Annotated in this window: 18 protein-coding genes; 6 read left to right on the forward strand and 12 right to left on the reverse strand. The window is 63.7% G+C overall.

Going from position 1 to position 21964, the window contains the following annotated elements:
• Positions 1-73: 73 nt before the first annotated feature.
• The 3 genes from ntrX to U1R88_RS04170 all read right to left on the reverse strand — a co-directional run bounded on the left by ntrX (position 74) and on the right by U1R88_RS04170 (position 5076).
• A complete protein-coding gene (gene ntrX / locus U1R88_RS04160; RefSeq protein WP_322430096.1) occupies positions 74-1444 on the reverse strand; it encodes a nitrogen assimilation response regulator NtrX in 1371 nt (456 codons plus the stop codon).
• A gap of 131 nt (positions 1445-1575) precedes the next feature.
• Positions 1576-3885, reverse strand: a complete 2310-nt coding sequence (locus U1R88_RS04165) for a sensor histidine kinase NtrY-like (RefSeq protein WP_322430097.1) — start codon at positions 3883-3885, stop codon at positions 1576-1578.
• Between the two features lie 129 nt (positions 3886-4014).
• Complete coding sequence (locus U1R88_RS04170) at positions 4015-5076, reverse strand: DUF2252 family protein (RefSeq protein WP_322430098.1); 1062 nt, start codon at positions 5074-5076, stop codon at positions 4015-4017.
• Between the two features lie 157 nt (positions 5077-5233).
• Here U1R88_RS04170 and U1R88_RS04175 point away from each other — a divergent pair, with 157 nt between their 5' ends.
• On the forward strand, positions 5234-6946 hold the full coding sequence (locus U1R88_RS04175) for a phospholipase D-like domain-containing protein (protein ID WP_322430099.1): 1713 nt from the start codon (positions 5234-5236) through the stop codon (positions 6944-6946).
• Positions 6947-6961: 15 nt separating this feature from the next.
• Here the strand turns inward: U1R88_RS04175 and ntrC are convergent, their stop codons facing one another.
• From ntrC to dusB, 3 genes are all read right to left on the reverse strand, one after another.
• On the reverse strand, positions 6962-8401 hold the full coding sequence (gene ntrC, locus U1R88_RS04180) for a nitrogen regulation protein NR(I) (protein WP_322430100.1): 1440 nt from the start codon (positions 8399-8401) through the stop codon (positions 6962-6964).
• Between the two features lie 97 nt (positions 8402-8498).
• On the reverse strand, positions 8499-9614 hold the full coding sequence (locus U1R88_RS04185; RefSeq protein WP_068297124.1) for a two-component system sensor histidine kinase NtrB: 1116 nt from the start codon (positions 9612-9614) through the stop codon (positions 8499-8501).
• On the reverse strand, positions 9611-10651 hold the full coding sequence (gene dusB, locus U1R88_RS04190) for a tRNA dihydrouridine synthase DusB (RefSeq protein ID WP_322430101.1): 1041 nt from the start codon (positions 10649-10651) through the stop codon (positions 9611-9613). The genes U1R88_RS04185 and dusB overlap by 4 nt, the downstream gene beginning before the upstream one ends.
• Before the next feature lie 226 nt (positions 10652-10877).
• Here dusB and U1R88_RS04195 point away from each other — a divergent pair, with 226 nt between their 5' ends.
• Both U1R88_RS04195 and U1R88_RS04200 read left to right on the forward strand, forming a co-directional pair.
• Positions 10878-11255: a DUF2147 domain-containing protein gene (locus U1R88_RS04195; protein WP_322430102.1), complete on the forward strand. Its 378-nt coding sequence runs from the start codon at positions 10878-10880 to the stop codon at positions 11253-11255.
• A 91-nt stretch (positions 11256-11346) separates the two neighbouring features.
• A complete protein-coding gene (locus U1R88_RS04200) occupies positions 11347-12375 on the forward strand; it encodes a cupin domain-containing protein (RefSeq protein WP_322430103.1) in 1029 nt (342 codons plus the stop codon).
• 77 nt (positions 12376-12452) lie between these two features.
• Here U1R88_RS04200 and gatB read toward each other — a convergent pair whose 3' ends face one another.
• The 4 genes from gatB to gatC form a co-directional block, all read right to left on the reverse strand.
• Positions 12453-13919: an Asp-tRNA(Asn)/Glu-tRNA(Gln) amidotransferase subunit GatB gene (gene gatB / locus U1R88_RS04205; protein WP_322430104.1), complete on the reverse strand. Its 1467-nt coding sequence runs from the start codon at positions 13917-13919 to the stop codon at positions 12453-12455.
• Positions 13920-13967: 48 nt separating this feature from the next.
• A complete protein-coding gene (locus tag U1R88_RS04210; protein WP_068297204.1) occupies positions 13968-14294 on the reverse strand; it encodes a chorismate mutase in 327 nt (108 codons plus the stop codon).
• 2 nt (positions 14295-14296) lie between these two features.
• On the reverse strand, positions 14297-15835 hold the full coding sequence (gatA, locus tag U1R88_RS04215; RefSeq protein WP_322430105.1) for an Asp-tRNA(Asn)/Glu-tRNA(Gln) amidotransferase subunit GatA: 1539 nt from the start codon (positions 15833-15835) through the stop codon (positions 14297-14299).
• 88 nt (positions 15836-15923) lie between these two features.
• Positions 15924-16211, reverse strand: a complete 288-nt coding sequence (gatC, locus tag U1R88_RS04220) for an Asp-tRNA(Asn)/Glu-tRNA(Gln) amidotransferase subunit GatC (RefSeq protein ID WP_068297110.1) — start codon at positions 16209-16211, stop codon at positions 15924-15926.
• 194 nt (positions 16212-16405) lie between these two features.
• Here gatC and U1R88_RS04225 point away from each other — a divergent pair, with 194 nt between their 5' ends.
• Both U1R88_RS04225 and U1R88_RS04230 read left to right on the forward strand, forming a co-directional pair.
• Positions 16406-18121: a caspase family protein gene (locus U1R88_RS04225; protein WP_322430106.1), complete on the forward strand. Its 1716-nt coding sequence runs from the start codon at positions 16406-16408 to the stop codon at positions 18119-18121.
• 53 nt (positions 18122-18174) lie between these two features.
• Complete coding sequence (locus U1R88_RS04230; RefSeq protein ID WP_322430107.1) at positions 18175-19170, forward strand: tetratricopeptide repeat protein; 996 nt, start codon at positions 18175-18177, stop codon at positions 19168-19170.
• 84 nt (positions 19171-19254) lie between these two features.
• On the opposite strand, the gene U1R88_RS04235 is transcribed toward U1R88_RS04230, so the two are convergent.
• Positions 19255-19956, reverse strand: a complete 702-nt coding sequence (locus U1R88_RS04235; RefSeq protein ID WP_322430108.1) for a metal-dependent hydrolase — start codon at positions 19954-19956, stop codon at positions 19255-19257.
• 207 nt (positions 19957-20163) lie between these two features.
• Here U1R88_RS04235 and ruvX point away from each other — a divergent pair, with 207 nt between their 5' ends.
• Entirely contained in the window at positions 20164-20628 is a 465-nt protein-coding gene (gene ruvX / locus U1R88_RS04240) for a Holliday junction resolvase RuvX (protein WP_245315004.1), read from the forward strand.
• 255 nt (positions 20629-20883) lie between these two features.
• Here the strand turns inward: ruvX and U1R88_RS04245 are convergent, their stop codons facing one another.
• The gene (locus tag U1R88_RS04245) at positions 20884-21861 is read right to left on the reverse strand and encodes an Ldh family oxidoreductase (RefSeq protein ID WP_322430109.1); all 978 of its coding nucleotides are present in this window, start codon (positions 21859-21861) and stop codon (positions 20884-20886) included.
• Between the last annotated feature and the right edge of the window lie 103 nt (positions 21862-21964).

Below are 21964 nucleotides of genomic sequence, written 5' to 3' on the forward strand. Positions count from 1 at the left end.
CCGGGCGCCCGTCGTCACGCGGGTGCCGAATTCATCGGCAGCCGCGTAACGTGAATCGGTGATCCATGCCGGTTTACGCTCCCACGCCGAGCGATTTGAGCTTGCGGTGCAGAGCCGAGCGCTCCATGCCGACAAACTCGGCCGTACGGGAGATATTGCCGCCGAAACGATTGATCTGCGCGATCAGATATTCGCGCTCGAACAATTCGCGGGCATCACGCAATTGCAGTCCCATCAACTGCTCGCCCCCCTGCCCGTTCGGGCGGGTCGGCATCAGCGCACCGATCTCCGGCGGCAGCATTTCGGCAGTGATGGTCGCATCGGCATCGCCCCCCACCAGGATCATCAGCCGTTCGATATTGTTGCGCAGCTGGCGGACATTGCCGGGCCATTCATGCGACTGCAGCACTGCCATGGCATCGGGGCCGACCACGCGGCGCGGCAAGCCAGTCGCCTGCGCGATCTGACCCTGGAAATAGTCCACGAGTTCGGGAATATCCTCGCGGCGCTCGGACAGGCCGGGCACGCGGATCGGCACCACGGAGAGGCGGTGCAGGAGATCCTCGCGAAAGCGGCCGTCAGCCACTTCCTCAGTCAGGTCACGCGAGGTCGAGGTGATGATGCGCACGTCGACATGCACCTTGGTGGCGCCGCCAACGCGGGAGAAATTCTGGTCGATCAGCACCCGCAGGATCTTGCCCTGCGTTTCGCGCGGCAGATCCGCGACCTCGTCGAAAAACAGCGTGCCCCCATGGGCTTCCTCGAAAGCACCGACCTTGCGGGCACGGCCATCGCCGCCTTCGACACCGAACAGTTCGGTTTCCATGGTATCCGGCAGGATCGACGCCGAATTGAGCACCACGAACGGTCCCTCAGCTCGTTGAGAGGCCTGATGGATGGTTCGGGCCGCCAATTCCTTGCCTGAACCGGGCGGGCCGGCGATCAGGATGCGGCTATTGGTCGGCGCGGTCTTCTCGATCACCTGCCGGAGCTGGTTCATGGCCGAGGAGCGCCCGATCATCTTGGAGGCGCTGCCCGAGATCTGGCGCAGTTGGTTGACCTCCCGGCGCAGACGCGAGGTCTCCAGGGCACGCTCGGCAACCAGCACCAGCCGATCCGCCTTGAACGGCTTCTCGATGAAGTCGTAGGCACCGATCTTGATCGCGGCTACGGCGGTTTCGATATTGCCATGGCCCGAGATCATCACCACCGGAACTTCGGGGTGCTCGGCCTTCAGGACCTCCAGAAGCTGGAGCCCGTCGAGGCGAGACCCCTGCATCCAGATATCGAGAAAGATGAGATGCGGCCGGCGCTGGGCGACGGTCGCCAAGGCATCGTCTGCGTCCTTTGCCGTTCGCGCGCCGTGACCTTCGTCCTCGAGGATGCCGGCAACGAGCTCTCGGATATCGGCCTCATCGTCAACGATCAGAATGTCGGTCGCCATCGTCTAGTTCCTACTTGCATGAGGTGAATTCAGCGCCACCGCCCTGCACAAGGCCGGGTGTGCCGCTCGCAAATGCCTTGCGATCGCGCTGGAAGAATGGGCCTTCGCCCTGATGAAATCGGATGTCACCATCATTGCGCGGCCTCGTTGCTGGCCGGCGCCTCCGCCGGAAACCACAGGCGCATCATGGCGCCATGGCCGCCGTCGGCCACATCAGGCGCGTCGAGCAGCTCGATACCGCCGCCATGCTCCTCCATGATCTTGCCGACGATGGCCAGGCCAAGGCCGGTGCCCTTCTCGCGCGTGGTGACATAGGGTTCCAGCAGCTTCTGGCGATTTTCCTTGGGCAGGCCGATGCCGTTGTCGACAACCTCCACGGCGATATCGGTTCCCTTGCGCAGCGCGCGAACCTCGACGGTGCCCGGTCCCTGCCTGTCCTCGGGACGGCCGGCGATCGCCTCGGTGGCATTCTTGATGATATTGGTGACCGCCTGGGAGAGCAGGCGCCGATCGAAACGGGCGATGATGGGTTCGGGTGGTGGCTGATAGGTGAAAGTGATGTCGGGATAGCCGATGCGCATCATGAACACGACCTGCTTCACCATCTCGCCGAAGTCTTCGCTCTCGATCGAAGGCTTGGGCATGCGGGCGAAGGAGGAGAATTCGTCGACCATGCGCTTGATGTCGTCGACCTGGCGCACGATGGTGTCGGTGCACTGGTCGAAGACCTCGCGATCCTCGACGATGACCTTGCCATACTTGCGCCGGATGCGTTCCGCCGAGAGCTGGATCGGCGTCAGCGGATTCTTGATCTCATGGGCGATGCGGCGGGCCACGTCCGCCCAGGCCGAACTGCGCTGTGCCACCACGAGTTCGGTGATGTCGTCCAGCGTCACCACATAGCCATGCTCGCGCATGGTGGACTGCTCGGAGGTGACGCGCACGGTGAGATTGCGCTCGCGCCCGTCGCGATTGATGGTGATCTGGCCCTGCACCAGCCGCGACCGCGTACCGAGGGCGTCGGCGAGATAGGTCGACAGCTCCGGCATCACTTCGGCGAGGGGCCGACCGACGGCGGACTGGCGCGACTTGATCCAGGTGCTGGCGAGCGGATTGACCACGGTGATCTTGCCCTCGTCGTCGATGCCGATCACACCGGTGGAAACACCGGACAGCACCGCCTCGATGAAGCGCCGCCGGCTGTCGAGCAGGTCATTGGCCCCAAGCAGGTCGTTGCGCTGGGTGCGCAGCGTATCCGTCATGTTGTTGAAGGTATCGCCAAGCTTGCCGAGGTCGCCCGAGCGCCGCTCCACCGGCACATGCACGTTGAGATTGCCGCTGCCGACCTGGTCGGCGGCACTGATCAGGCGCCGGATCGGCTCGACCAAGCGATTGGCGAAGGACAGGCCGATCCAGATCGCCGCCAGCAGCATGTTGAGGGCGATGATGGCATAGAGCAGCGCGAAATTGACCTGGGTCGGGAAACGGGACGCCTTCAGATTCTCGAAGCGCTCCGAATCCTCGCCGGTCTGGCGGATATATTCGGCAATCTTCGGGTCGAAGGGCCGGACGATGAAGAGATAGCGGTCGGTGTAGGCGGCCAGCTTGATGATCTGGCCCGTGACGTTCTGCGTACCTGGGTCGATGCGCACGGCTGGTTGCTGGTCCGCGGCGGCAAGGGCCGGATAAAGCTTGGCCGGCAGGAAGAAGGGCAGGCTCCCGGGCACGTAGGACTGGTCGGTCACCTGGCCGTCCCGCGTCAGGATCATGGCGCTAGACAGGCCGTAATTCACGGCGAGCATGTCGAACAAGCGCTGATATTGCGACCTGTCGGCCGCATAGAGCGGTGAATATTTGTTGAGGTCGGCAGCCATCGACAGACCGGCAAACCGTAATTGCAGGGCCTGCTCGTCCTGGTAGGAATTGGCAACGGCAACCGACGTGTTGACGATATTGCTGACGCGCGTCGAGAACAGATTGTCGAGGCCGCGGTCGAGTGAGATGATCGCCACCGTCGCCAGCAGCAGCACCGGCACGGCGGAGACGACGGAGAACAACCCGATCACTCGCATATGCAATGCGGCCCCGGCCTGCCCGCGACGCCTTGCGACGATCAGATTGCCTGCCTCGACCGCCAGCAGCACCAGCAATGCCACGATGAAGGAGGCGTTGACGATGAATAGCGCGTCGATAGCGTTGCTGTAGGCGATATCGGTGTTGGGCGCCTGGGCGACGCTATCGATACCCAGATAGAAGCGCAGATGGGAGACCGTGCTCTTGAGCAGCAACGAGACCGGCTCGACGTCAACCAGCACGAAGAAAGTGCCGATAGCCGACGCGACCGAAAGAATGACCAGTCCGAAACCAAGCAGGCCGAGGCGCCGTGCCGGCATGCTGGCGACGTCTGGCACCGTCTGCTGGGCATTGTCTGCAACTGCCATTCGAACGCCGTCCTCGCCCCATTGTCGATCGGTCAGCCCGGACGATTCCCGGCTGAGTGATTCTTGCAACACTGTTGCCGAATTGTAACAGAATCAAGGCGAAACTGACGAAACGGGACAATCAACGTTTCAGGCAAACGCGTCCTGTTCGCCGATCATCGCTTCGGCCGCCGCCCTGGCGGCATTGCAGAGCCAGTCTTTCCCGCGCTTACGCAAGTCCTGCTGCAGCAACGGCAACCGATCCGGATCATCGGCATGGCAATTGGCGATTTCATGTCCCATCAATGCGAGCATGCGAGGCGACAGGAACGCGTGGATCGCCGTTTTCACTTCCAGCTTGCGGCTGTTGGGGGACAAGCGCCGCACGAGGATGGCATCTTTCACCCCATAATGCGGGTCCGGTGCCCGGCAGCGGCCGGTTGCAATCGTCGCGGCCAGGATCGCCTTGGCCTTCCGATCGAAGCAAAGGGACCAGGCCGAGATGGTCAACCTCTTGGCCTCGCGCAGTACCGGCCCGCCCCGCCACTCGCCACAAGCCAGGAAACGCGCCCGGCCGAGACTGCCGGTGCCCGCCCGTCTGGGGAAGAAATGATATGTGCCCTGCGGATCGGGCATCGATGCCCGCAACCTCTCCTCGTAATCAGGTTTGATCGGCTTTCGCGTCTTGATGTCAAACTTGCTCCAGAACGCCTTGCGCTCCGATTCCGGCAGCAGCACGGCCCTGCGTAGCCACTTGTGATCACGCTCGAGCACCACCGGAGCGGGATTGGCCAGCCCCGTGACATAGCCGGCCACGACGGCCCGGCAGATCTCCGCCGCCGATGGATCGCCGCTGCCCCGTGCCAGCAACGCACTGGTGGCAAGCCGCACGAGATCGAGCACATAGGGCATGAAGGCGGCATCGTCGAAATCGTTGGCGCCCCAGACCAGGCGCCCTTCGCTGTCGCGCCAGGTGCCGAAATTCTCCAGATGGGTGTCGCCGATCGCCAGAACTTCCGGTGCGTCGGCGAGCTCAGGGCAGATCTCCAGGATCGTCTCGGCCCAACGCCAATAGGTCGCACGCAGAAAGGCAAAGGCGCTGCCGCACATCTTGCGGTGTTTTTCTTCCAGGTCCACCTCGACGAAATCGGCCCCGATCTCATCCCTCAGCCAGTTTTCATAGGCTCGCACCGAGGCCCTGATTGCGTTCATGCCTGCATCCCATGTCCGGGTAGTCGAATGTAGGAGGCAGCGGAGCCGAACGATAGCTGATTTGTCACCTTCCCGACGTCACGCAACAGTCGAACGCCCATGCTCTATTTTATCTGCACAGGTCCAACCATCGACGCATGAAGCGGGAGAAGCAGGCATGCGAGCGGAAGCAACGAATGGTGATTTGGCGCTTCGGGCCATCTCCGGCAGCCATGTGGTCCTGCTGGCGCTCGACGCCACTGCCGAGGCCCGCCAAGGGCTGCTCGGCTTTGCCATCAAGCGCACCGATGTCATCGAAGACCAGTCCTATTGGCTGAGCGGCACCAAATTGTTCCGCGAGGTGGTTCCAGAACCGCGTCCTGGGCAGAAATATTCCACCCTCGAACATCCGATCCAGAGCTTCTTGTGGAGCGACTACACCGCCAAGCCCGGCCGTTCCTATGGTTTCCTGATCCGGCCGGTCTACGGCACGCCCAAGAACCTGCGCTATGGCAACGACATCGAGATCGAGGTCACGACCGAGAGCGAGGATAGCGGTAGACACGCCGTCTATTTCAATCGCGGCGCCATCGCGAGCCAGGCCTTCGCCGAGAAATTCGGCAATCGGGGTCCGGCCGATCCCGATGACCGCCATGACCGCACGACCCAGTGGCTCTCGCGCGGCCTGCTCGAGGCCGTTCTCGATTTCATCGCCGATGCCCGCCCGGGAGAAAGCCTGCGCATCGCCGCCTATGAATTCAGCTATCCGCCGGTGCTGAAAGCCCTGGCTGCCGCCCATGAGCGCAAGGTCGACGTCGCCATCGTCTATGAGGCCGGCCAGGAAACCGTGAAGGGCGAGCGCAAGGATACCGAGGCCACCAAGACCAACGCCGCCGCTATCAAGGCAGCCGGCCTGTCCAAGACGATCTTGCTGCCGCGCACCCGCCGCAACGATATCCCGCACAACAAGTTCATCCTGCGCCTGTCGGACGATCCGGCGCGCATCGCCCTGTGGACCGGTTCGACCAACTTCACGGCGTCCGGCTTTCTGGGGCAGAGCAATGTCGGCCATCTCGTGCGCGATGCGGCGCTTGCCGCCTACTATCTCGCCTATTGGGAAAAGCTTGCTGATGACACCGAATGGAAGCCGCTGCGCCAATGGGTGGGGGCCGAAAATGCCGCGCCCCGAGACGAGATTCCGCCAGGCACGATGACCCCGCTGTTCAGCCCGCGTCCCGATGACAGTCTGCTCGACTGGTATGCCGACCGCATCCGCTCCGCCCGCCAGACCGTGATGTTCACGGCCGCCTTCGGCGTCAATGCCACCCTGGCCAAGGCCTTTACCGAGGACGTGGATTTCCTGCGCTACATCCTGCTCGAAAAGCCGCTCGACACCAAGGCGGAAAAATTGCTGGGCGCCGACCTCGATCTGCAGATCGCCAACGGAGCTGCTCTCGGCAAGACGACGCTACGCGCCAAGGTCCCCGGCTGGAAACTCGACAGATGGTTCCTGGAGGAGGGTCATTACCGCTATGAAGGCAACGTCTTCTACATCCATACCAAGATCCTGCTGGTCGACCCGCTGTCCGACGATCCTCTGGTCATCAGCGGTTCGGCGAACTTCTCCAAGAACTCGCTCGTCAACAATGACGAGAACATGCTGCTCATTCGCGGGGAGACGCGCGTCGCCGACATCTACATGACGGAGTTCGATCGCATCTTCCGGCACTTCTACTTCCGCAATGTCGCCAACCAGCTCGCACTCAAGGGCAGCGAGGGGGCACAGGCAATCTTCCTCGACCCGACCGACGGATGGGTCAGCGAGAATTTCGATCCCGATCGCATGAAGTCCAAGCGACGCAAGCTTTTCTTCCCGCAATCGCCGAACTGAGCCCCACGCCGCGCCTCACCGGATGGCGCGGATGACCTGGATGTCGAGGTCGCGGATCTTCTTGCGCAGTGTGTTTCTGTTGACGCCGAGGAGTTCGGCCGCCTTGATCTGGTTTCCGCGCGTCGCCGCGAGCGCGGCCCCGATCAGCGGCTCCTCGATGTCGCGCAGAACCCGGTGATAGAGCCCGGGAGGCGGCAGATCGTCGCCGAACTTACTGAAATAACGCGTCATGTGCCGCTCGACCGAGGCCGACAGGGTTTCGTCGACCGAGCTCTCCGCCTCCAGCGGCATGGTCTCGGAGGTCGCCAATTCCTGCTCGATGATCGCGGCCGTCAACGTCTCCTGCGGATAGAGAGCGCAAAGCCGGCGCACCAGGTTTTCGAGTTCGCGCACATTGCCCGGCCAGCGATGACGCTTGAGGCGTTCGACGGCGGAAGCGTCCAAGTGCTTGGCCGGCAGGCCCTCCCGCTCCACCAGCTTGAAGAAATGGCGGGCAAGATCCGGCACATCCTCGGCCCTCTCGCGCAGGGGCGGCAGGCGCAGCGGCACGACATTGAGGCGGAAGAACAGATCCTCGCGGAACAGGCCCTGCTGGATCAGGATGCGCAGATCCTTGTTGGTGGCGGCGACGATGCGAACATCGGTCTTGATCGGCGTGCGCCCGCCCACCGTGGTGTATTCACCCTGCTGCAGCACACGCAGCAGCCGCGTCTGCGCCTCCATCGGCATGTCGCCGATCTCGTCAAGGAACAGCGTGCCGCCCTCGGCCTGCTCGAAGCGCCCGACCGAGCGGGCATTGGCGCCGGTGAAGGCCCCCTTCTCATGGCCGAACAATTCGGATTCGATCAGGTCGCGCGGGATCGCCGCCATGTTGATGGCAACGAAGGCGCCGCTGCGGCGCTTGCCATAATCGTGCAGGGCCCGGGCCACCAGCTCCTTGCCCGTGCCGGACTCTCCGGAGATCATCACGGTCAGGTCCGTCTGCATCAGGCGGGCGAGGACGCGGTAGATCTCCTGCATCGCCGCCGAGCGACCGACCAGCGGCATGCTCTCGGCTTCCTCGCCCGAGCGCGGCGTCGGCTTGCCGCGAGGCTCGCTCAGCGCGCGGCCGACGATGGCGATCAGTTCCTTCAGGTCGAAAGGCTTGGGCAGATAGTCGTAGGCGCCCTTCTCAGACGCCCGGATCGCTGTCATCAGCGTGTTCTGGGCGCTCATCACCACGACGGGCAGTTCCGGCCGCACCTTCTTGATGCGCGGCAGCATGTCGAAGGCGTTCTCGTCCGGCATCACCACGTCGGTGATGACCAGATCCCCCTCGCCCTGGCTGACCCAGCGCCACAGCGTGGTGGCGTTCCCTGTCGAGCGCACCTCATAGCCGGCACGGGACAGGGCCTGGTTGAGCACCGTCCGGATGGCGGCGTCGTCATCGGCGACGAGAATACTGCCTGCCTGCATACTCGGTTTTCCTATGCGCTAAAGCGTTTTGTGATTTGAGCGTTTCAGTTCAAATCGCAAAGACGCGTCGAACCAAAGAGAAAGAACAAACAAGCGTTCACGGCTGAAGGCGCTTTGCTTCGGAATCGGAACGATACATGGGGAGAAGGATGCGAAAGACCGTACGCTTGTTCTGGCTTTCGCATTCGACGATCCCCCCGTGATCGCCGACGATCTTGGCGACGAGGGCCAGTCCCAGCCCGGTACCGCTGGTCTTGGTGGTGACGAAGGGATCGAACAGATAGGGCAGGAGATCCGGCGCCACGCCCGGCCCGCTATCCTTGATGCACACTTCGATGGGCAGGCTGACCCGCGAGGACGATCCCGGTACCGAAAGGCGCACGCCCGGCTTGAAGCCGGTGGTCATGGTGATCTCGCCATCCGCCTCGCCGTCAATGGCCTCGGCGGCATTCTTGACCAGGTTGAGCACGACCTGGACGAGTTGGTCCTTGTTGGCATGCACAGGAGGCAGCGAGGGATCGTAGTCCTCGATGAATTTGATCTTGCGGGCAAAGCCGGACTGGGCCAGCTTCTTCACATGCTCCAGCACGACATGGATGTTCACCGGGCTGCGCGCCACCGGACGCTCGTCCGAGAACACCTCCATGCGGTCGACCAGCTTGACGATGCGATCGGCCTCCTCGCAGATCAACTGCGTCAGCTCGCGATCGGCGTCCTCGACCGACTGCTCCAGGAGCTGGGCTGCGCCGCGAATGCCGGAGAGCGGGTTCTTGATCTCATGGGCCAGCATGGCTGCCAGCGCCGTCACCGAACGGGCGGCGCCCCGATGGGTGAGCTGGCGGTCCATCTTGTCGGCGATGGTGCGTTCCTGCAGCATGATCACCACGCCGCCGGACTGGTCCTGCATCGGCGCAACCTGGATGTCGACATGCCGCTCTCCGCCGAGCCGGGGCGAGCCGAGATCGACGCGATATTCGTTCACGGGCGCATTGCGCTCGCGGACCTGGTCGATCAGGGCCAGCAGCGGCGAACCGAAAGGCAGCAGGTCCTTGATCAAATTACGCCGCATCATTGGCGCGCTGACGTCGAAGAAGGCCTCGGCGGCCATGTTGGCATCGAGTACCCTGCCCTGCGCATCCACCGAGAGAATGGCGTGCGGCAAAGCATTCAGCACAGCTTCGTGATTGGGCATGTGGCGCGGCAGGGCTGTCATGCGGCCACCCGGTCGAGGCTGGCGAAATAGGCGGTGAAGGCGGCCGCCACCTCGCCGGGCTTGTCGCCCGTCAGAACCGACTGGCGCAGTTCGGCATTGCCGCCACCGAAATAATCCTGAGCCGCCTCCATGGCGGAAGCCAGATGCTTGCGGGCATGGCGGATCCCATGCGCCGGCCCGTAGAGATCGAGCAGGCCATGAAAGTGCTCGAGCGTCAGATCGCGCTGCGCCGGCGCATCAGGCACGGGTAGAACTTCGCCTGCAGCGAGCTCGCGGGCGATATGCCCCGGCAGCCATGGCCGTCCCTGGGCAGCCCGGCCCACCATCACGGCATCACAGCCCGATTGCTGCAGCATGGCGAGGGCATCGCTAAGGCTCCGGCAATCGCCATTGGCGACGACCGGAATACCGACGGCCTGCTTTACGGCCCGGATGGCCCGCCAATCGGCGGTGCCCTTGTAGAATTGCATGCGCGTGCGCCCATGCACGGTGATCATGGCGGCGCCCGCCTGCTCAGCCCGGCGGGCGAGCTCAGGTGCATTGAGGCTGGCCTGATCCCAGCCCAGGCGCATCTTCACCGTCACCGGAACCTTCACGGCCGACACAGTCGCCTCGATCAGGGTGAGCGCATGATCGAGGTCACGCATCAAGGCCGAACCGGACCAGCCACCAGTGACGCGCTTGGCCGGACAACCCATATTGATGTCGATGACATCGGCGCCGGCATCGACCGCCACGCGGGCTGCCTCGCCCATCCAGTACGCCTCGCAACCGGCGAGCTGCACGACATGCGGTCCGCCGCCGGGCGCTTCGGCTCGCAAGCGAGCCTCCTCGTCACCGGTAGCGAGGCGATCGCTCGCCACCATCTCGGAAATCACCAGACCTGCGCCCTGGCGCTGCGCGATGCCGCGCAGCACGGCATCGGTCACGCCCGACATCGGCGCCAGGACCACCGGATTTGCCAACTCGACCGTCCCGATCCGCAGCCGTTTTGGCGGCGCAGATTCGATCGTGGCCGTGATTTCCTTGCCTACCATGAATGCAGGGCTCCTCTATGCTCACAATCTAGCCAGTCACATGGACGGCAGCAAGCGGAATTCGCCTCCTAAACAAGCATGCCTGCAAAACGGGCAGCGCAGGGCAGATTCATCGCACCGCCACTTCCGATACTCCGATTTGCACATTGCCCGCGTTTGGCAAATGATGCGGTTGCGCAAGGGCACCTCATGCTGCCTCTTACAGCCACGCCCTGGAGTAAAATCGATGAAGATCAAGCTATCACAAGTTGTTATAGCCGCTGTCTCAAGTACTTTGTTGGTAGGCGCCGCCCACGCCGGCGATGCCTCCGGGACCTGGCTGCGGGAGAACGGCGAATCGAAGGTGAAGATCGCTCCCTGCGGCGAAGCTCTGTGCGGCTCCGTCACTTGGGTCAAGGATCCCAAGCATCAAGACAATGTCGGCAAGCGCGTTTTCTACGACATGGCGCCGTCGGGCGACGATAAATGGAAAGGCAAGGCCTTCAATCCTGAGGACGGCAAGACCTATACCGGCACCATGACCCTTTCGGGCAACCGCCTCACCACCGCCGGCTGCGTGCTTGGCGGACTGATTTGTCGGTCCGTCACCTGGAACCGCCAGTAAACATGGCAGGCGCGCCGTCCCCGATGCCGGCGCGCCTTTTCACCTCGCCGGGAAGTCTTGCTCGGCCGGAAGCACGAAAGGGTATCGAGCGATGACGGCAGACAACGAGCCTGCGGTACGCCCGATTTCGTCGCATGACGTGGCTTGGACGGAATGGTCCGACGTGCCTCGTTTCGGCGTACGCTATCGTCATCTCACCTTGGCTGCCATGGGTGAGCCCTATCATGTCGGCGTCGCCATCGAGGAGCTCGAGCCCGGCAGGCAGAGTTCGCCCGCACATTTTCATATTTTCGAGGAAGAGCACGTCTTCGTCCTCGACGGAGAACTCACCGCGCGGGTCGGCGTCGAGACGCATGTGATGAAGGCGGGCGACTATATCTGCTTTCCCGCCGGACAAAGGGCCGGGCATTGCCTCCTCAACACCGGCACAGCAACGGCCCGCTACGTGATCATCGGCGAGCGCAACCCCAATGAGGTCGTCGTCTACACCGACTCGAACAAGGTGCTGGTGCGAGCCCTGGGACGGGATGCCATCTTCGACCTCGCGGCGGCCCGCAGCTACTGGGATGGCGAAGTGACCGGCCTCGACAATCCTGCTTTTCCCAGGCCCGACGTCATCGCCACGCTGTCTCAGCCGGCCAAGCCTCTCCTCCCCATCTCGGCGGACGACATCCCCTGGAACGGCGATGGCGCCGGCCCGCAATTTGGCGGTTCTTCCAAGCATTTGACCCACGCGGTGGCCGGCAGGGCCTATCGCGTCGGCGTGCTGATCGAGTCCCCGGCTCCGGGCATGCGGCTCTGCCCGACCCATTACCACATGCTGGAAGAAGAGCATGCACTGGTCCTCGAAGGAGAGCTGACGCTCATCCTCGGCGAGGAGCGCCTCCCCATGAAACCCGGCGACTATGTCTGTTTTCCCGCCGGGCGGAAGATCGGCCATTCCTTCGTCAATAGCGGCACGGGTCCCTGTCGGTATCTGATGATCGGCGAGCGCAATCCGAACGAGGTCTGCGTCTATCCCGACTCCAACAAGATGGCCGTCGACGCCCTCCGCGTGGAACCGGGGGTTTTCGACATGTCGGCGACCAGGAACTATTGGGATGGCGAGAAGACCGCCTGAGTCGAATCAGGCACGATATGCCGTCTTCTCCGCTCCATCGAACCATGAAGCGAGATCGGCACACCGCTACCTCTTCCTCAAAGTCCGAGCTTGGCCTTGAGGATATCGTTCACGGCCTGCGGGTTGGCCTTGCCGCCGCTCTGCTTCATCACCTGGCCGACGAACCAGCCGAGCATGGTCGGCTTGGCCTTGACCTGCTCGACCTTATCGGGATTGGCCGCGATCACCGCATCGATGGCGGCCTCGATCGCCCCGGTATCGGTGACCTGCTTCATGCCGCGGGCCTCGACGACTGCGCGCGGATCGCCGCCTTCGGTCCAGACGATCTCGAACAGATCCTTGGCGATCTTGCCCGAGATGACGTTCTCGCCGATGAGATCGACGATCGAACCGAGTTGCGCGGCGGAAACGGGCGAGGCGGTGATGTCGAGCCCTTCCTTGTTCAGCCGGCCGAACAATTCGTTGATCACCCAATTCGCAGCAATCTTGCCGTCGCGCCCCGTCGCGACCGCTTCGAAGAAGTCGGCGGATTCGCGCTCGGCCGTCAGCACGCCGGCATCATAGGCCGACAGGCTATACTGGTTGATGAAGCGGGCCTTCTTGGGATCGGGCAGCTCCGGCAGATGGCCGGCGAGATCATCGACATAGGCCTGGTCGAATTCGAGCGGCAGCAGGTCCGGATCGGGGAAATAGCGATAATCATGCGCCTCTTCCTTCGAGCGCATGGACCGCGTCTCGCCCTTGTTGGGATCGTAGAGGCGGGTCTCCTGGTCGATCGAGCCACCATCCTCAAGAATACCGATCTGGCGGCGAGCCTCGACGTCGACGGCCTGGCCGATGAAGCGGATCGAGTTGACGTTCTTGATCTCGCAACGCGTACCCAGGGGATCACCGGGCTTGCGCACGGAGACGTTGACATCGGCACGCAGATTGCCCTTGTCCATGTCGCCATCGCAGGTGCCGAGATACCGCAGGATGGTGCGCAGCTTGGTGACATAGGCGCGCGCCTCGTCGGCCGAGCGCAGGTCCGGCTTGGAGACGATCTCCATCAGGGCGACGCCCGAGCGGTTGAGATCGACCAGCGATACGTCGCCCACATGCATGGACTTGCCGGCATCCTGCTCCAGATGCAGGCGCTCGATGCCCACATTCAGCGTCTCACCAGTCTCCGGCACCTCGACGATGACGGTGCCCTCGCCGATGATCGGCTGCTTGTACTGCGAGATCTGATAGCCCTGCGGCAGGTCCGGATAGAAGTAATTCTTGCGGTCGAACACCGACTTCAGATTGACCTGTGCCCGAAGGCCGAGGCCGGTGCGGATCGCCTGGCGCACGCACTCCTCGTTGATCACGGGCAGCATGCCGGGCATGGCGGCATCGACCAGCGAGACATGGGAGTTGGGCTCGCCGCCAAACTTGGTGGAAGCTCCGGAAAAGAGCTTGGCCTCGGAGGTGACCTGGGCATGGATTTCCATGCCGACAACCACTTCCCAATCGCCCGTGGCGCCCTTGATCAGCTTCTTGGGATCAACCGTGGCGTTCATATCTAGGCTCCGGTTCAAAGTAGAATTCAATGTTTGAGCGGGCTGATGTCAGCCTCGTTTATCCGTGGTCAGGTGCCGGTTCTCGTAATCGATGATCCAGGCCACCATGTCGCGCCAGATGAGCTCGGCGAGTTCGGGCGGCAATCCTTCCGCCTCGGCCTGCTTGCGGGCCGAGGCCACCACCTCCTCGACGCGTTCGGGGATGTTGGCGGGCAGGCCGTCGCGGTTCTTCACCTTGACCACCCGTTGCACGACCTTGAGGCGGCTGGCCAGGAGATGCACCAGCTTTTCATCGATGGCATCGATCTCCCGGCGCAGATCCGCCAACGTCTCGGTCGTGCCCGATGTTTCGCCGGTGTTCTGGCCGCCGCTCATGCTCAGGCCCACCAGCGCTCGGGCCGGCCGAGCGAACCGGCGGCCTGTTCGACGGCGTGGCCGAGGGTGAACAGCGTTTCCTCGTCGAAAGGGCGCCCGATCAGCTGGAGGCCGAGCGGCAGGCCACCCGAGGACAGCCCCGCCGGCACGGACAGACCCGGCAGGCCGGCCAGGTTCACCGTCACCGTGAAGACGTCGTAGAGATACATCTCCACCGGATCCGTCCCACCCTTTTCGCCGATGCCGAAGGCGGGCGACGGCGTGGCCGGCGTCAGGATGGCGTCGACGCCGCTGGCATAGGCCTGTTCGAAATCGCGCTTGATCAGCGTGCGGATCTTCTGGGCCCGGACGTAATAGGCATCGTAATAGCCGGCCGAGAGCACATAGGTGCCGATCAGGATACGGCGCTTCACCTCGGCGCCGAAACCGGCGGCGCGGGTGTTCTCGTAGAGCTCGGTGATCTCGCGCCCGGCAACCCGTTCGCCATAGCGCACGCCGTCATAGCGGGCCAGGTTGGAGGAGCACTCGGCTGGCGCCACGATGTAATAGGCCGGCAAGGCATATTTGGTATGCGGCAGGCTGATCTCGCGAATTTCGGCGCCGGCATCACGCAGCCAGTCGATGCCCTTCTGCCAGAGCGCGTCGATCTCCGCCGACATGCCTTCCACCCGGTATTCCTTGGGAATGCCGATGACCTTGCCCTTGACGCTGCCGCCGATCGCCGCCTCGTAGTCGGGTACGGCGATATCCATGGACGTGGTGTCCTTGGGGTCGTGCCCGGCCATCGAATTGAGCATGATGGCACAATCGCGCACGGTATGGCCGAAGGCACCGGCCTGATCGAGCGAAGAAGCGTACGCAATAATCCCCCAACGTGAGCACCGGCCATAGGTCGGCTTGATGCCGGTAATGCCGGTGATGGCGGCCGGCTGGCGAATGGAGCCGCCGGTATCGGTACCGGCCGCACCGGGGCACAGGCGCGCGGCCACCGCAGCGGCGGAACCGCCCGAGGAGCCGCCGGGAACCAGGAAGCCGTTCGGCGCCTTGCCGGCAGCGCGTGCCTCGACGAGTTTGCGCTTGCCTTCCTCGGCGCTCCAGCCCGGCGGCAGCCAGGGCGAGACCGCCGCGCCGAAGGCAGAGGTCTCGTTCGACGAGCCCATGGCGAATTCGTCATTGTTGGTCTTGCCGAGCATCACCGCGCCATCACGCCAGAGCTGGCTCGTCACCGTCGACTCGTAGGGCGGTACGAAATTGTCGAGGATGCGCGAGCAGGCCGTGGTGCGCACGCCCTCGGTGGCAAACAGGTCCTTGACGCCGAGCGGCACGCCCTCGAGCGGACCGCCCTCGCCCTTGGCGAGCCTGTCATCGGCCCGGGCAGCCATGGCGAGCGCCTGCTCCGGCGTTTCCAGCACATAGGCGTTGAGGCCACGTGCCTTCTCCATCGCGTCGAGATAGGCCTTGGCCGCCTCGGTTGCGGTAAACGTCTTGGCCTTCAGGCCGTCGCGGATTTCAGCAAGGGTGAGATCGGTAATATGGCTCACGGAAGGATGTCCTGAACGGATACGGCCCGGATTCGGAGCAGCCAGGAATACAGCAGCTCGAACGCGCGGGGCCTGGAAACGGCGTAACTCAGTCGACGACCTTGGGAACGAGGAAATAATTGTCCTCGGAAGCCGGCGCGTTTGCGACGATCTTCTCCGCGATATTGCCGTCCGTCACCACGTCCTGGCGCTTCTTCATCACCATGGGTGTCACCGACGTCATCGGCTCTATGCCGTCGACGTCGACTTCGTCGAGTTGGGCCACGAAATCGAGGATGGCATTCAGCTCGCCCTGCAAATGCGGAACGTCTTCTTCGGTGACGGCAATGCGCGCAAGACGCGCGATACGCTTCACCGTGGCGGCATCGACAGACATGAAACCCTCGATTGTGCGCAAAATCACGGAACGGCGCGGTCTATCACGCGTAGCTTTGCAGGCGCAACCAGTCTTGTCCTCCATGATGCCGCAAGTCAGGAGAACGAGTCACGCTTGTTTGACGCCGCCTGCGCAATGGCTCTCGCAAGAGGGCGCTGCGCAAGCTATCCTGCCTCCGCGATTGGGGAACCTCCATGAGAGCACGCTGTGTCCTGCTCCTGCTCGCGCTCCTGGCTTTCGGGAGCGGCATGACGCCGGCCTCCGCCAAGCTGCTCGCCCTGATCGTGGGCAACAACGCCTATCAGGAAGTGCCGCCGCTGCAGACGGCCGTCAACGATGCTCAGGCGATGCGGGACGCCCTGCAGCGGGCGGGCTTTACGGTCACGCTCGTGGAGAACGGCACCAAGCGCCAGATCAGCCGGGCCATGGCCACGGTGGAGGGGGCGATCAGCCCGGGCGACACCGTTCTCTTCCACTACTCCGGCCATGGCGTCGAAATCGACGGTCAGAACTGGCTGTTGCCCGTCGACGTCCCCACGGCGAAAGAGGGCGAGGCCGGTCTCATCAAGGACGAATCCTTCAACGCCGCCGACATCATCGAGCGCTTCCGTTCCAAGGGCGCACGGCAGGTGGTGGCGATTCTCGATGCCTGCCGCAACAATCCGTTCGCCCAGGGCGGCACGCGCGCCCTGCCCGCGACCCGGGGCCTTGCTCGCATGGAAGCGGATGGCGGCGTCTTCATCATGTTCTCGGCCGGCAGCAAGCAGGAGGCGCTGGATCGCCTTTCGGCGGCCGACTCGGAAAAGACCTCCGTCTTCGTACGCTCCTTCCTGCCGCTGCTGGAGCGGCAAGATCTGACGCTGATCGACATGGCCAAGGAGACCCAGGAGAAAGTGCGTGCCCTTGCCCGCAGTGCCGGGCGGGAGCAGGTGCCGGCCTATTATGACGGGATCGTCGGCCGGGTCACGCTTACGGGCGACCTGCCTGCGGCGCGTGCGAGCGCCCAGCCGCCTGTCGTCACGCCCGACCCGCTCTCCGGAGGCAACAGCCAGTCGGAAAATCTGTTCTGGCAATCGATCCAGAGCAGCTCCGATCCCGCCATGTTCCAGGCCTATCTCGACCAGGTGGGCGCCGGCACGTTCACGGGCACCTACAAGGTGCTCGCCCAGATCAAGCTTGCCGCACTGCAGCCCAAAGCGGCGCAGCAGCCGGCCCCGAAACCGGTTCCTTCCGCGCCTCCGGCAACCGAGCAGGCCGCCTTGTCGCCGCCGCCCACGCCTGGCAATGCGCCCGCCGACGCGATGGTGACTGCCTGCGACGCAGTAGCTGCCGATGCGCGCGACCCCGACAAACCGGCCGCAATTACCGGAGCAAGGCTGTCGGCCGACGGCGCCTCGGCGGCCATTGCCGCGTGCAGCAAAGCCGCTGCAGTGCCTGGATCGCCACGCCGCGTCTATTATCAGCTTGCTGTCGCCTATGGACAGAACGGACAGGATGCCCTGGCACTGGCCCAGCTCCAGAAGGCCGCCTCGCTCGGTCACGGCATCGCTCTGTACGAGCTTGCCGGGCGCTATCTGGCCGGCCGCGGTGTTCCCAAGGATGCCATCAAGGCCCTCAGCCTCTACTACAAGGCGATCGATGGAAACTATGCGCCGGCCATCAGTCGAATCGCCTGGATGTATGCCAGCGGCCTCGGCGCCAGCCGCGACTATCGCAAGGCCGCCGCGATCTACGAACTCGGGGTCAAGGCCAAGGAGCCGACGGCCTATTCCGGGCTTGGCCTGCTCTACCTCAAGGGCCAGGGCGTGACCAAGGATGTCGGCAAGGCTTGCGACCTCTTCAGGCAGGGTGCGTCGGCCGGGGATGCCGACGCAGCCGGCAATCTCAATGCCAAATGTCCACCGGGCTGAGCGACAGGCATGGGCAGCGCCATCGGACGGTTAGAAATGAGCGGAGAGTACGGATGTCGATGAAACTGCTGGCAGGTTCGCTGTTCGCCACGGCGCTGGCGCTGTCGTGGAGCGCGCCGGGGCTGGCGGATCCCGCCCGTCCCCTGCTGCTTGCCCAGGCGAGCCAGTCGGCCGAGGACATCTTCTGGCAGTCGGTGCAGAACAGTACCGATCCTGCCATGTTCCAAGCCTATCTCGACCAGGTGGCCAACGGTACCTTCAAGGGCGTCTACAAGCCCCTGGCCGAAATCAAGTTGAAGGCCCTCGGCAAGGCTGCCGCACCAGCCACGCCGGCGACGGAAACAACGGCACAGGACCGGGCTACGCCGCCGCCGGCAACGGAACCGGCAACCCCGCCGCCGCCCGCCCAGACTGCGCAGGATACGGTGTCATCGCCGGATATCGAGGCCTGTGATCGTGCGGCGGCGCATGCGATGGACGAGCAGAAGCCGGCCAACCTGCCCGGTGTCACCTTCGACAAGCTCGACACCTCGGCGGCCATCACCGCTTGCCTCAAGGCGACGCAGCTTGCCGACGCGCCACCGAGGGAGTTCTTCCAGCTTGGCCGCAGCTATGACAAGGCTGGGAACTACAAGGAAGCCATGGTGGCTTACAAGGCAGCGATGGAAAAAGGGCACAAACGGGCGATCTACAACGTAGCGACCGGCCTGATGAAAACCCAGCGCGGCGTCAAGAAGGATCCTGCCGCGGCATTGGCGCTGATGGAGAGGGCAGTGGACGAGAAAGTCATGTTCGCCCTGTCCGGCCTGGGCGACTATTACCGCCTCGGCGTCGGTGGCCGCCGCAACTACCCGAAGGCGATCGACTACTACAACCAGGCCATCGCGGCCGGCGATTCACAAGGCTATGTCGGCCTCGCCATCATGACCTATGACGGCACGGGCGTACCGAGAAACCGCAACAAGGCCTGCGATCTCTGGCAGAAGGGCTCCAGCCTCGGGGACGTCAACGCTGCCGATTACAGCAAGCGCTACTGCCGGTATCGCTGAGGCCGCGGCACAAACAGCCACCGCTTTGGACAGAGGGCGCAGGCAGGCTGCCTGCGCCCTCCAAGCATTCTCACCCGAGCATCCTCACCCGACTTCCACGCTCTCGCCGGATCTGGGAGCAAGCACCCTCGTCTTGGTGCCGGCAAGCCCTGCGGCGAAGGTGTCGGCATTGCTCACCAGGCCGGGGAAGGTCGCATAATGGCAAGGAATGGCGACATCGAGATCGAGATAGCGCTTCACCGCCAGTGCCGCGGTCTGCGGTCCCATCGTGTAGCGGTCTCCGATCGGTACCAGGCCGATCTTGGGCTGATGTAATTCGGCGATCAGGGCCATGTCGGAGAAGATGTCGGTATCGCCGAGATGATAGAGGGTCGGCTGGCCCGGCGCCTTGAGAATCAGGCCATTGGCGTTGCCCACGGCAATGCTGACGCCATTGTCGATCAGGCTGGCCGAATGATCGGCTCTTACCATCGTGACGCTGAATCCAGCGAGATCGACCGTGCCGCCGGTGTTCATCGGCTCGACCTTCTCGACCCCCTTGCCCGCCAGGAAGGTCACGAGATCGGCGTTGGAGACCACTGTCGCACCCGTTTCCCGCGCCAGCTCGATCGTGTCGCCGACATGATCGGCATGGCCATGGGTGAGCAATATATGGCTGATGCCGGCACTGACGGCGGCGCGATCTCCCTTGAAAGAGGGATTCCCGCTCAGGAAGGGGTCGAACAACACGGCCTTGCCGTCGAATTCGACCCGGAAAGCGGCGTGGCCGAGCCAGGTAATACGCATTTGGACAATTCCTTGAACAATGAGGTTGGTGCTTGGATCAGAAAACCATAACGCCCAAGCGGCGCAAAATGCTATCGGGATTCTCGCAGGGTTCCACGATGAGGTGCCCTTCCCTGGAGTGCGGACGTCCTCGTCCGCATCCAGGAACGTGACATTCAATGGATGGGAAGAGCGGACGAGGACGTCCGCACTCCCAGGGATATTCCCTTGATTGTTGATCTCTTCGACCTCGCCGAAAACCTGCCCGCCAACCAGCGCCTGCTCGGCCTCGATCTCGGCACCAAGACGATCGGCCTGGCACTATCCGACGTGATGCTCACCATCGCCTCGCCCCTGGAGACGATCCGCCGCACCAAATTCACCGCGGATGCCGAGCAATTGCTCTCACTCTGCGCCCGGCACGAGGTCGGCGGCCTGGTCCTCGGCTATCCCCTCAACATGGATGGCAGCAAAGGCCCGCGCGCCCAGGCCTCGGAGAGTTTCGCCCGCAACCTGCAGCGCCTGAGCGACCTGCCAGTTGCCCTCTGGGACGAGCGCCTGTCGACAGCCGCCGTAACCCGGACCTTGCTCGAAGCCGACGCTTCGCGTCGCAGGCGGGCAGAAGTCGTCGACAAGATGGCGGCATCCTTCATTCTGCAAGGCGCACTGGATCGCCTGGGCTATGGGCGATAACCGCGCGAAGCCTCTGGCTTCGATATCGCCAAGCCACCGCCGCGCCGTCATGACCGATTTAGCAGCCGTGTCATGCCAACGGCCGCGACGTTGACCCGCGCGTCCTTGCGAGCGCAGTGAAGCAATCCAGGCGCCACGGCCGCTACGATTTCCAGCACTGGATTGCTTCACTGCGCTCGCAAGGACGGTGCTTGATCGGTCAAGCATCAATGCCATTGGTGTCATTGCGGGGAGGAACCGAGATGGCGGAACATGTCAGCGCCCGTGCCGTTCCAGCGCCTCTATCACCGCCTTGGGAACGTCGATGGCCTCTCCTGCCCGCCCGCGGCCGGGAATGTGCACGCCCTTGCCGGACAGCCTTTCCAACTGCTTTTTCAGGCGGTCGGCAAAGTCCGGCTCCAGGAGATCGGGCTTGAGGGCGAGGACGAACAGGCCCGTACCCGGGCTCTTCTCTCCGGTCATGAAACGGGGAGCATCGAGCGACCAGTTCGCCCCGCTGATGCCGGCTGCCAGGACCTCCACCATCAGCGCGATATTGCCTCCCCGCGCGCCGCCGAAAGCCAGGAGCGCTCCCTTGACGGCCTCGCGCGCATCGGTGGTTGGCTGCCCCTGTGCGTCGATCGCCCAGCCTTCCGGAATGGTCTCGCCCTTCTCTGCAGCCTTCCGGACATTGACGAAGGCGGTGGCGCTGGAAGCCTGGTCGATCACCAAGGGGGGCTCGCCTGCAACAGGCGCCGCGAAAGCCAGCGGATTGGTACAGTAGACCGCCTCGCTTCCCAATGCGGCCGCCATCAGGGCCGGGCCATTCGAAGCGGCGATGGCGACCAATCCCTGTTCGGCCAGGCGGCGGACATAATAGCCCAGTTCGCCGGTGGTATAGCTGTTGCGCTGGGCGAAGACCGCCAGTCCGTAACGGCCGGCCCGGCTGCATAATTCCTGGAAGGCCCGGTCGAAACCGAGCTGGGCAATGCCGCCCTTTGCGTCCGAGCGGATGATGGCCAAGGCCGGATCGTCGAGCTCCGGCTCCACATTGGTGGCGATACGCCCCGAGGTAAAGCCGGCCAGATAATCGCGCAGATGCGCAAGGCCCACCGAGGGGCGCCCGACCCATTCGGCAGCGACGATGGCATCGGCGAGCGATCTTGCCATCGCTTCACTGGCACCCGCCCTCCGGCAAGCGCCATGGGCGAGCGTCCAGGCGGCCTCTCGCCCCAATCTTACGACATCCGACATCTGCGATACTCACCCCCCGAACCGTCCTGCGACCTTCCGGAACACAGGAGAAACCATTCAACAAAGAGTTAGAGCAAACGAGCATTCGGGTCCGAACGTTCGG

It is taken from the genome of Labrys sedimenti, from assembly GCF_034424805.1.
In the GTDB taxonomy this organism is placed as follows: domain Bacteria; phylum Pseudomonadota; class Alphaproteobacteria; order Rhizobiales; family Labraceae; genus Labrys; species Labrys sedimenti.